Source organism: Nostoc sp. NOS(2021), from assembly GCF_017115025.1.
Taxonomy (GTDB): Bacteria; Cyanobacteriota; Cyanobacteriia; order Cyanobacteriales; family Nostocaceae; genus Nostoc.
This window is the reverse complement of record NZ_JABXKM010000107.1, coordinates 44,346-56,388: the sequence shown is the minus strand read 5'-3', so window position 1 is coordinate 56,388 and position 12,043 is coordinate 44,346. Positions and strand designations below refer to the sequence as shown.

The 12,043-nt window shown below is 40.9% G+C and carries 10 protein-coding genes; 5 read left to right on the top strand and 5 right to left on the bottom strand.

Annotated elements, in window-relative coordinates:
- Positions 1-17: 17 nt before the first annotated feature.
- Complete coding sequence (locus HWQ41_RS13490) at positions 18-380, bottom strand: SH3 domain-containing protein (RefSeq protein ID WP_366931668.1); 363 nt, start codon at positions 378-380, stop codon at positions 18-20.
- Positions 381-843: 463 nt separating this feature from the next.
- Here HWQ41_RS13490 and HWQ41_RS13485 point away from each other — a divergent pair, with 463 nt between their 5' ends.
- A complete protein-coding gene (locus HWQ41_RS13485) occupies positions 844-1,725 on the top strand; it encodes a TauD/TfdA family dioxygenase (RefSeq protein ID WP_292763434.1) in 882 nt (293 codons plus the stop codon).
- 88 nt (positions 1,726-1,813) lie between these two features.
- Here the strand turns inward: HWQ41_RS13485 and HWQ41_RS13480 are convergent, their stop codons facing one another.
- From HWQ41_RS13480 to HWQ41_RS13465, 4 genes are all read right to left on the bottom strand, one after another.
- Entirely contained in the window at positions 1,814-3,322 is a 1,509-nt protein-coding gene (locus HWQ41_RS13480) for a UbiD family decarboxylase (RefSeq protein WP_292763433.1), read from the bottom strand.
- Positions 3,323-3,835: 513 nt separating this feature from the next.
- Positions 3,836-4,372, bottom strand: a complete 537-nt coding sequence (locus HWQ41_RS13475) for a hypothetical protein (RefSeq protein ID WP_292763432.1) — start codon at positions 4,370-4,372, stop codon at positions 3,836-3,838.
- Positions 4,373-4,702: 330 nt separating this feature from the next.
- Positions 4,703-4,834 carry a hypothetical protein gene (locus HWQ41_RS13470; RefSeq protein WP_292763430.1) on the bottom strand — a complete coding sequence of 44 codons (132 nt, stop codon included), beginning with the start codon at positions 4,832-4,834 and terminating at the stop codon, positions 4,703-4,705.
- Between the two features lie 78 nt (positions 4,835-4,912).
- The gene (locus tag HWQ41_RS13465; RefSeq protein WP_292763428.1) at positions 4,913-5,134 is read right to left on the bottom strand and encodes a hypothetical protein; all 222 of its coding nucleotides are present in this window, start codon (positions 5,132-5,134) and stop codon (positions 4,913-4,915) included.
- A 1,012-nt stretch (positions 5,135-6,146) separates the two neighbouring features.
- Here HWQ41_RS13465 and HWQ41_RS13460 point away from each other — a divergent pair.
- The 4 genes from HWQ41_RS13460 (at position 6,147) to HWQ41_RS13445 (ending at position 11,851) form a co-directional block, all read left to right on the top strand.
- On the top strand, positions 6,147-6,956 hold the full coding sequence (locus HWQ41_RS13460) for an MIP/aquaporin family protein (RefSeq protein WP_292763427.1): 810 nt from the start codon (positions 6,147-6,149) through the stop codon (positions 6,954-6,956).
- 110 nt (positions 6,957-7,066) lie between these two features.
- Entirely contained in the window at positions 7,067-7,840 is a 774-nt protein-coding gene (locus HWQ41_RS13455) for a glucose 1-dehydrogenase (protein WP_292763426.1), read from the top strand.
- A gap of 340 nt (positions 7,841-8,180) precedes the next feature.
- Positions 8,181-10,841: a glucosidase gene (locus HWQ41_RS13450; RefSeq protein ID WP_292763425.1), complete on the top strand. Its 2,661-nt coding sequence runs from the start codon at positions 8,181-8,183 to the stop codon at positions 10,839-10,841.
- A gap of 638 nt (positions 10,842-11,479) precedes the next feature.
- Positions 11,480-11,851 (top strand): hypothetical protein, encoded by a 372-nt coding sequence (locus tag HWQ41_RS13445; protein WP_292763423.1) that lies wholly within the window; start codon positions 11,480-11,482, stop codon positions 11,849-11,851.
- Positions 11,852-12,043 lie beyond the last annotated feature (192 nt).

Sequence of the window (12,043 nt, the reverse complement as noted above, 5' to 3'; positions counted from 1 at the left end):
GGGTTGGGGGTGGGGTTCTAAGAACAACTAGTAAGGGCTGCACCACATTGATCTTCCCTTCTCAACCAACCCTTAACACCTTGATATTCCACCTGCGCCCAATCTCGCTGACAGCCTAACAATTTGACAGCCGTATTAGCAGGAATTCTTCCCACTTTCCGGCTTTTTTGACTGGTACTAGCATATAAATTCACGCTATTAGTACCGTAGCCCTGTGTTGTTAAGCCTAACTTTGGCACAAATACCCATCCAGTTCCTTTAAAACCATCACTAGCATTAGTAATCTGCACCCAATCTCCAGCAGCACCAATAACCTTAACTGTCTCGTTGATGGGTATTTGTCCTAAAATTGTGTTGTTTCTACTTGCACCACTCCGCACATTTAAACCTTGTGCATCTGTATCGGTAATGTAGGCAAGAATATGGCACTTTTGAGGATTAGTTGATTTAGCTAAAACTATTGATTAGCTATACCAGTATTAAGCATCACACTAATACAACTGAATGCCAATCCTATGACTAACTTTGATGCTGGATTTTTCACTTTTTTGTCATAATTTGTTCAACTTTTTGGCATCAGTACTTAAGATTGGAGTCTGATTTATATTTCAGAATATACTTAAATAAATTAGAGTTAACTTTGTAACGTAGTTCCCTAAAAGAGATTTTAGTACTGTAATAACACTTTTAATTTTACAAAATTTAGTACTGCGATGTCTACGACGGGCTACGCCGACGCTGATGGATGCAACACAACGACATGATTGAGTATTAAAATGTCAATATATGGTGTAGTTAACGCCAACAGTGAGTTCAAATTTCGCCAAAGATTTATTAAGTTATATGAATACCAAGATACAGCCCATATCAGATGGCATAGTTCAAGAGATTACTAATCTCGATCGTCTCAGTATTTTAGAATTAGACAAAGAAGAAATTATTAACCTGTTTAAATCTAATGGAGTCTTACTTTTTAGAGGATTTGATGTTGATACTGACCTTTTTAAAGAATTTACCAATCTCTTGAGTATCGATTTTATAAATTATGCTGGTGGTGCATTTACTAGAAGGGTAATTAATGGAGATCAGACTCTTTTAAGCGTAAATGATTTTAAGTCTGAGATTAAGTTGCACGGAGAAATGTATTATCAGCAAAATATCCCACTTCTGCTGTGGTTTTTCTGTGCTAATCCACCATTAGAAGATGGTGAAACTACGGTATGTGATGGCAGACAATTTTTTAATGAAATTAGTAGTTCAACTAAAGAGTTATTCAGCAAAAAGAAGTTAAAATTTACTGTTCGGATGTCTCAACACGACTGGCAGAAAAAATACCAAACAGATGATTTGAATAAGCTAGAAGAAATGTGTCAGAAGAATAATACGCATCTGACAGTAAATAATGATCAATCGATTCTACTTGAATACATTTGTCCAGCCATTATCCCCAGCAGATGTGGAAAGTATCAAGTGTTTATTAATAGCCTATTGCCCACAAAACAGTTAAGCCCAAAGATTCTTAATTTTGAGGATGATTCAGAAATTCCTGAAGAGGTTGTATCTGAACTTAATGAAATTGCTGAAAAAATAACCACGGAAATTTCGTGGCAAAAAGGGGATATTTTAATGATTGATAATACAAGAATACTTCATGGTAGAAGAGATTTTGCTGATGATCAAAGAGATATTTATATCAGACTATGTTCTCCAGCTTTTTCATTCTGATATTTTGTTAATTATGAGTAGGTTTGACTGATAAAAATTAGTGAAGCTGATAGCCAGCAGAGATTTTTACCAGTTTCTATCTAACACCTTATCTCATATCATAGCCAAACAAATTTGGGTCAACTTCTCCTAACTGCAACTCTGCTAAACCATACTCCGCCCATCGTCTCTCTACCATCGCCGCCACATCTGGGTCAGATTCCAAGGGCAAACCCCATTCATGGTCTGTTTCTGGCGGAATCTTTGTAGTCGCATCAATTCCCATGCGTCCACCTAAACCAATCTTTTCACTGGCAAAATCCAAGGTATCAAAAGGTGTATTCGGCAGAATAAAGACATCCCGCACTGGGTCAACTTTAGAACTAATCGCCCACACAACTTGACGCGGATCGCGAATATTTATGTCTTTATCCACAACAATGACAAACTTGGTGTAAGTAAATTGTGGTAAAGCACTCCAAAACGCTAAAGCCGCCCGTCGCGCTTGTCCTGGATATGCTTTATCAATAGAAATAATCGCCGCTTTGTAACTCAAAGCTTCCATTGGTAGGAAGAAATCGACAATTTCTGATACTTGTTGCCGCAGAATAGGTGTATATATGCGATTGAGTGCGATCGCCATCATCGCTTCTTCTTTAGGTGGACGGCCGCTAAATGTTGTTAAGTAAATCGGATTTTTCCGGTGCGTCATACACTCGAAGCGAATCAATGGCGAATCTTCCACGCCACCGTAATAACCCATGTGGTCACCAAAAGGCCCATCTGGCAAAACTTCCCCTGGTGTAATCGTTCCTTCCAAGACAAATTCTGAATCTGCGGGAACTTCCAAATCTACAGTTTTACACTTTGCCAACTGCACACCAGAACCACCGTAAAGTCCAGCAAATAGCCATTCTGATAAATCTACAGGGATGGGTGTGGCAGCTGCCATGATAATTAGAGGATCTACACCAAGTGCGATCGCAACTTCTAATTTCTTCCCACGTTCGGCCGCTTTTCGCAAATGCCTCGCCCCACCCCGCACCGATAACCAGTGAACTGTCATCGTATTCTGAGATTGTAGTTGCAAGCGATACACACCTACATTTGGAGTCCCCGTCTCACAATCCTTGGTAATTACCAGTCCCAGCGTGATAATCTTACCAGCATCACCAATATAAGGACGTATCAAAGGCAATTTGTTTAAATCTAAATCATTACCTTGAAGCACAACTTGCTGACAAGCAGGGAAAAAGTCCCGTCCTGGTTTTGCCTTCACCACGTCAAACAGCACTTTTGCAAAATCTATCGCCTGGGAAATCTTCTTCGGCGGTTTTGGCTGTTGCAGCATACTCAATTTTTTCCCCAGAGTTTCCAACTCCTCTGGATGCTGCATATTCATCGCCCAGCAAATCCTTTCCACAGTTCCCATCAAATTCACCGCCACCGGGAAGGAAGCGCCTTTGACGTTTTCAAACAACAACCCCGGGCCACCTTTTTGCAGCATCCGGTTGGAAATCTCAGCAATTTCTAAATCTGGGTCAACTAAAGCTGAAATTCGCCGTAATTGTCCCTTCTCTTCCAAAATTTTAATGAATCCCCGCAAGTCTCTCGCCATTGTTCTAATAAAGCTGATTATTTAAGAAGTGTGAAGCGCTTTCTTATATTATGGGGCATTGGGAATTAGGAAATATTTTTCCGTGTCCCCGTGTCCCCATCTCCCCATTCGGGAAATTGTTAGTTTTAATTGGAAATTAACCTATTTAGTAACTTTTCTTAACTGTGTTTTCCAAAATATTTAGTTATTGTATCTAGGGATACGCAATTATTTTTTACAAATAAGCGCTAACCTGATCAAACATGGCCAGAATATACTATACCTTCCTGGCAGGCGGCCTTGTTATATGGCCCCTGCTAGGTTTATTTGTTACAAGCTTGGGCTGTGCCTTGCTTTTAGGTTTTTCTGAATTTTTATGAGTTTGCGTTGACGTAGCCCAACCAGCCCTTTCAACGCGAACAAATGAGCTAGGATTTTGATATCTGCAACCCTTTCCCAGTATGGAATGTGAGTTACAACTTCAATGTATCCTCAAGATATTCGACGAGTTTTGGTGTAGTACAGTTGCTCTATCTAGAGGTATCTAGCGGTTCCCTTGAGTACTATAGTCTGATATGACTGTAATTGTCCAAACAGGGGAGTACGGATAAATCCTGATGTTTTTTCAGTAGTTAAAATGGCTTCGGTTTGCACAGAAGTTTCTGTATTACCGATAACTAGGTTGATAATTGGTAAGAGTAAGCTCAGTCTCACTATATTTCCTCCCAGCTTAGGGTTTGGTGGTCTGCTAATAATTACCGTGAGTAGTGTACCGATATCAATAGCTAATGTCTGAATTTGATCACCACTGAAATGCTCGGAAATGTTTTGAGTTCTGTAATCAAGCTGTGGAACTCCATTGAGAATTGAATACTTGATGTGAGTACCTTCGCCCTGAAGTTCAAACTCATTTGGTCGTTGCACAACAATTGCTTGTGCTGGCTTTGTGGATTTGGGAATCAAAAAAGATAACAGTGATGTTGTGGTTAAGCCAGTCACAAAGGTGAGAGCAGTTTTGAGAATTTGACGGCGAGGCGAATTTGGGGATATATCTTTAAGGTTAGGGTTCATAATTGCGAAATGCCAGAAAGTAAAATTATTTCTATACAATTATCTCAATAAATTATCCGATTGTAGTGACAAACTGATAATTTATTGGTGATGAGAATAAGCATCTCTTATTTAAGGCTTATAAGGGCTAATCTCAACCATTTGTAAATATTTATTTATCTTTTTAGAAAGATAAATATAAGTCAGAGACCGCGATCGCGTCTGTTAACTTTTGCCCACCATACTCATCGTTACTAAATAAATTGAGAAGGGTTGGCTTGAGTTATTTCATGACAACCCCTGATTCACCCGCAGAAATTTCTGCACGGACTAATTACAGATTACTCCCGCTCAATTATTATCTGATAATTCTGGTGCTGTTGGCTGTTGTTCAGAGTTAATGAATTCGGTCTTACCTGGTTTTCCTAATGTGTCAGGAGGTTGTGGTTGTGGGTCGGGTTGTGGGTTATCATTCTCGTTCATGTTGATTTATCTCCTTTGTAGCTTTAATAATTTGGCTGTTTTCAAGATTTCTTGCTTGGAGTTGATAAAGCAAGAAGTTCAGTAAACTGTGTCAGTTTGTGTTTTGACGATTATGACTTCAAGCGATGTTATCTCAATTCCGTAATTCTGTTTAAAATTTTGCTCCCAGTGGAGTACCCAAAGCAGAGAACTGCGATCGCCTACAGGTGCGGGTAAATACTTGCAGGTGATGAAGTGCTGATTTGCCCTACCGCGTGTATTTCCCTTACCCGACATGGGTAAGGCTTGTTTCTCACTCAAAAATATTTAAGTCCTGTTAACAGCCTTAAGTTTAGTAATAACGTGTAGATCTTTGCTGGTGAAGACAGGTTTGAAGCGAAATAATAACAACCATACCATTTCTCTTCTTTAATGCCACATATCACAATGAGAAGGCAGAGCGCAGAAGGGAAACCCCATAAATTCAGGGGTTTCAACAAGGACACCTTGTTTTGGCTCGTTCCGACGCTCGATTACTCGCTACCGCTGCGCTAACAGAGCAGTGGCTTCTGCCACTCCGACTTTTCGCTTTTTCTCTCTGCAAGACGCCAAGGGTGAACGCACTGTGTATCTCGAAAAAATCCTCTTACGTTTGTCAATAAATAAATTTAGTGCGGTGTTACCCTCTGGGAGAGGGCAAAAATATATTTTCTTCCTTTCCAGGACTTAGGCAAACAATAGCTGAAAAGAATGATTTTTAGGTAGGGGCAATTCATGAATTGCCCCTGAGCGCGTGTAGTTTTGCGTAAGTCCTACTTTCTTTAGTAAACTTTTTCTTCTTTTTTTCATTGACTTAAACATCTTCTTCCCTGCTAAGGCACAATGAGCAAAAGCTTAAGGAGACAAAATCATGGCCGTTTCGGAAACTATAGCCAGTCGAACGGTTCATCTTGGATAACAACAGTTCAAAGCCAGTATTCGTTCCAAGCTCAAGGCAGTCAGCAATTACTAGTTAAATCAACACCAGCCCTGGAGGTGAAAAATTGTCCTTACTGCTCTCATAGAATGCTCCAACATATTCGGAATAATCACGTATATTGGTTCTGCCGCAGATGTTGGCAGTAAATGCCGTTGCTATAGGACTCCGGTTTAATTAATGAAAATTTTTTCAGATAAAAACCTTGCTGGATAAAGATTTTAGTCTGAGTATGCTTTCAAAATTCAAGTTGGATTGCTATAGATGTAGAAACTATTTTATTGGCATGAATGGAGGTGCTATTAAATCAACTTGTCTGTGCTGCCTAATTGGCTAAAGTCGAACAGAAAAAAACTCATGAATACTTTCACGAATTGGAAAATCCTAAACTGGCCTGAATATGGTGCAGAGTTGCTGGGAACTGCTTTCAATCTCTTGGTTGGATTCAGTATAATCACTTTCAATTTTGGCAAAGGCTTGCCTATGGAGCATCTTATCCCTGCTGTGAGTCCTCGTTTATTAATTAATGGTCTCATCTTTGCTGGGAGTGGTGCATTATTTAGTATTTCACCTTTGGGTAAACTGAGTGGTTCGCACCTCAACCCCTGCTTATCATTGGCATTTTGGTTGCAAGGCAAAATGCATAGATATGACTTAATTGGATATATTTTTGGTCAATTTATTGGTGCAATTCTGGGCACATCTTTAGCATTAGCTTTGTGGGGAAATTACCTTGTCAGTGTCAATTATTGTATTACTTTACCTGGGAGAGGTTATCCATTATGGTATGTCTTTATAGCTGAAGTTTTCATGACATTTTTGTTAGTCTTGTCTATCTTCATCTTTTTAAGCCATCATCGGCTATTGCACTGGACACCTTTAATGGTATGGCTTCTAGTGGCAAGTATGGTTTGGTTGGGAGCGCCCATTTCTGGCACCAGCTTGAATACAGCACGCAGCATTGGGCCTGCTTTACTAGCATGGTCTTGGCAAAACCAGTGGCTTTATTGTATTGCATCTCCATTAGGGGCATTAACTGCTGTAGGAGTTTTTCAACTGATAGCTATGGGTAAACGCGAAGTTTTGACAGGCAAACTTTTTCATGTTCCCAATTATCGTTGTATTTTTAAAAATGTGAAAGTACCACATCTTAAAAAGCATGGATAGATTTAATCCTTTCTTAATCAAATAGATGACGTTACAGTACAATATGCCTTTAAGTGAGAGTCATTTATCAGATCCAAAAAACATCAAAATACTCTAGAAGGATAAAATCAATGAAGAAACTAGAAGGTAAGGTAGCTTTAGTCACTGGTAGCAGTGGGGGAATAGGTCAGACTATAGCTGTACATCTTGCTGAACAAGGTGCAGATGTTGTAATAGACTACCGCTCTCATCCCGAAGGCGCTCAAACAACTCTGTCTCAAGTGGAAGCTGCTGGATGCAAAGGCTTGATTATTAAAGCTGATTTAAGTGTAATTAGCGATATTCGCCAACTGATAGACCAGGGTATTCAATACTTTGGCAAGCTAGACATTCTTGTGAACAATGCTGGAATCGACGGTCAAAATGCTGACTTCTGGAACATCACCGAAGCCGACTATGACGCAGTGATTAATCTCAACCTCAAAGGCACATTTTTCGCCACTCAAGCGATAGTACAGCACTTCATCGAAACCAAGCGAACTGGCAAAATCATCAATATTAGCTCTACCCATGAAGAAATAGCATTCCCCCACTTCACTCCCTACTGTGTCAGCAAGGGTGGTGTAAAAATGATGATGCGTAACCTAGCAGTTGAGCTTGGCCCTTTGGGAATTACAATTAACAACGTGGCTCCTGGAGCAATTGAGACACCAATCAATAGTAAACTATTAAACGACCCCGAAAAATTGGGAGCGCTGCTGAAGAACATTCCTTTGGGTCGCTTAGGCAAGCCGGAAGATATCGCACCCATAGTTGTCTTTTTAGCCTCATCAGATGCCGACTACATCACAGGCGCAACCTTCTATGTAGATGGAGGACTGAGCCGAAATTATCATGAGCAATAAACTATTTGTGTTGGCTTTACCATTCCAGAGTTTTTGTGATCTGGAGAACAAAACGTACTGTCCCTTATGAGTATCAACTTTGGATGCTAAATTTGTGGTGTTCTCGATTTGGCAGCAGGCCGAGAATGGTTGGTAAGCTGTTCCACATTTAACTAGCATAATTAGGGCGCTCATGTTGCCCACCCCACAAGAGTTATATTTAATTCGGTTATGCAAATTAGATGTTTTTTCAGCTTAACCAATGGTATCGGTAACTCCCCAAATCACGCCAGTTGCAACAACAAACTGCTTACCGCAACGCACTGCCTCCAAAATGTAAAATTTAAAATCCGAAATCGCTATGACCCAAGAAGAAGCAAGATTAGCAGCAGACCGCGATCGCACAGCCTACTGGAAACGATGGGGTTCTTACCTGAGTGAACGGCAGTGGGGAACAGTGCGGGAAGACTATAGCCCTAATGGTACCGCCTGGGAATTCTTTCCCCATGACCATGCCCGCTCCCGCGCCTATCGCTGGGGAGAAGATGGGATTGCGGGAATTTCCGATAATCATCAGCGACTATGTTTTGCGATCGCTCTCTGGAATGGTGAGGATACAATTCTCAAAGAGAGGCTTTTCGGCCTTACAGGAAATCAAGGGAATCACGGGGAAGATGTTAAAGAATACTACTTCTACCTGGATAACACCCCGACTCACTCCTACATGAAATATCTTTATAAATATCCCCAAGCTGCTTTTCCATACAGCCAGCTGGTAGAAGAAAATCGGCGCAGAGATCGCCAAGCCCCAGAGTTTGAATTAATCAATACAGGTATATTTGACCAAGACCGCTATTTTGATGTATTCGTTGAGTACGCCAAGGCTTCACCCGACGACATTTTGATTGAGATCCGTGTGATCAACCGAGGGCCAGAAGCAAAAATGCTGCATTTGTTACCAACACTCTGGTTTCGCAACACCTGGTCTTGGACTTCTAATCAAGAAGAGAAGCCGTGGCTGAAAATTAGCCAATCTAACTCTCACCTCAGCACCATCGAAGCTTATCACTCCTCTTTAGAAACCCGATGGCTCTACTGCAATGAAACTCCAGAACTACTATTTACAGAAAATGAGACTAATAATCAAAGATTGTTTGGGGTTAGCAATGCTTCAGCATACGTTAAAGATGGAATTAACAATTATGTCGTAAATGGGCAAAAAACAGGTGTCAATCCTAATCAGATTGGCACTAAGTTTGCTGCTCATTACGAATTACACATCGGTGCAGGCGAAACCAAGACAGTGCGGTTGCGATTAAGTGACGCGCAAAATTTAATTGCACCATTCGGGACTGAATTTGATACAGTTTGGCAACAGCGCCAGCGCGAGGCAGATGAATTTTATCAGCGGATTTGTCCGTTGCCGATGTTAGAGGACAGTCGGAATGTGCAGCGACAGGCATTTGCTGGCATGTTGTGGAGTAAACAATTTTACTATTATGTAGTTGAACAATGGCTAAAAGGCGATCCGGCCGGCCCGCCGCCGCCAGCATCGCGGCTCACTGGCAGAAACCATGAATGGTTTCATCTATTTGACGACGATATACTTTCCATGCCCGACAAATGGGAATATCCTTGGTTTGCGGCTTGGGATTTAGCTTTTCATGTAATTCCGCTCTCGATGATTGACCCCGACTTTGCCAAGCTGCAACTGAGTCGTTTGACACGAGAGTGGTATATGCATCCTAACGGTCAGCTACCAGCCTATGAATGGGCCTTTGGTGATGTTAATCCGCCGGTACATGCTTGGGCTGCATGGCAGGTTTATCAGATTGAGCAAAAAATCTATGGTCATGCGGATAAAAAATTTCTGGAGGGTGTTTTTCAGAAATTACTGCTGAACTTTACTTGGTGGGTTAACCGGAAAGATTTAGAAGGCAGAAATATCTTTCAGGGTGGCTTTTTGGGCATGGATAATATTGGTGTCTTCGACCGTAGCGTTCAACTACCAACTGGTGGATACCTGCAACAAGCAGATGGCACAAGTTGGATGGCGATGTATTGTCTGAATATGCTGACGATCGCCTTAGAGTTAGCAAAAGAAAATTCTACCTACGAAGACATCGCCAGCAAGTTTTTCGAGCATTTCTTGTACATTGCTGATGCCATGAACGGCGTTGGTGATGCCGAAATAGCATTATGGGATGAAAGTGATGGCTTTTACTACGATGCCCTACATTCACCAAATGGTCATCAATTCCCGATGAAAGTGCGATCGCTGGTAGGGTTAATCCCATTGTGTGCCGTGAGCATTTTAGAACCAGAAACCTTAGAACGGCTCCCAGGCTTTAGAGAGCGGACGCAATGGTTTCTAAAAAATCGCCCCGATCTAACCCAAAATATCGCTTGTATGCATAAACAAGGTGTCGGTGAGCGCCGACTACTAGCGATCGCTCATCCAGATAAACTCCGTCGCATCTTAGAAAAGATGTTAGATGCAACAGAATTTTTTGGCCCTTATGGTATTCGCTCTGTTTCTAAAGTTCATGCATCCCATCCTTATGTCTTGACGGTCGATGGACACCAGTATCGAGTCGATTACGAACCTGCTGAGTCTACCACAGGGATGTTTGGCGGTAATTCTAACTGGCGTGGCCCAATTTGGTTTCCGATTAATTATCTACTCCTAGAATCATTGCAAAAGTTCTATCGCTACTTCGGTGACGATTTCAAAGTTGAGTGTCCAACCGGTTCTGGGCAAATGATGACGCTTAAGGAAGTAGCCATTGAATTAGCTCAAGGGCTGATCCAAATTTTTCTCACAGATGCTTCTGGTCGCCGACCTTTTTATGGTGGAATAGAAAAATTCCAAACTGACCCGAATTGGCGTGATCTGATTCTGTTCAATGAATACTTTCACGGAGATAACGGCGCTGGTATTGGTGCTAGTCATCAAACTGGTTGGACGGGTTTAATCGCCAAATTAATCCAGCAGTGTGCAGAACAGGTGTTGTCAGATTAATTTCGGGCTGATGCCACTCAAGTGATGCACTGGATAATGAACGTCTGCCGCATAAAGTATATTTAGATAGGTATCTGGTTGCAATACAATTCAGTTAAGACTTGATCCCCTACCCTCCTTAAAAAGGCTTGCTCTAATTCCTTCTTTTTTAGGCTTGTCATTACCAGGTATCTTGAAGTGTACAAGCTTTTATATCATGTCCGGTTGATTAGTTGTCATTGCCTTCGCCCCTGGCGTTCCCGTTCGCGTAGCGTCTTTGCCAGGAGAAGGGTACGAAGTGTTCGCGGAGCATAGCTTGCTTCTCCGTAGGAGTACGTTCCACTTCGTTGCACTCGCCATGACATATCGTAAGTGATTAGGCGGACATGATATTACTTGTATTACTTTGATTCAATTTTATTTACTGGCAATTTTAAAATAATATAATATATATTAAGTTTATTCTTAATTTATCTTTCTTTCTTTATTGCCTTGTCAAAATATTCTAAAGTTTAAGGAGTTGCATATCTTGTAAATTGAACAAGTAATATTGCCAGATATTTATTGAAGGCATTAATTATGAGCTTTACTTTTGAAAAAGTAATGGTTGATAATAAGTCCAAATTTTCCAACAGCAATTGAGGATGATATCGAAATTTGTGCTCAAAGAAACTAGTGAGGAAACCGTAGTTGTCAAGGGAGCTATACCGAAAACTTTAAAGCTTAAGTTTAAGGTGATTTGTGTACAGAAAGAGTTAGAAATGAGTGAAGTCTTGGATAATTTAATTAGGCAATGGATACAAGCAGATGCGCCTCTTGCCGAATTATCTCTAGATTCGTTGAACGAAGACCCTGAAGATGTTAAAGCATATGTTCCAAAATCTTTAAAGCGTCAATTCAAATTGCTTTGCACTCAGAAACAAGTGAGTATACGTTCTATTTTATACCTACTCATCAAGCAATGGGTAGAAATGGGAGAAGCGTTGCAATTTTCCCACAGTAGGGGAAGAAAAGATAATTCGCAAGTTTGAACTACTGACTACACATACGAAATTGAGAATTCCTAAGTAGAGATGGTATTTCTGCCTTAATTGTTATAGAAATATAGCAGTTGCCAGGTAGCCATTGACATCAGCTAATCAGAAAACACTTACAGCAAGAGACTTTCAACCCAGATAAGTCAGAGCGCTCTCAAGCCCCCGATGCCAAAACCTGATCAGAAC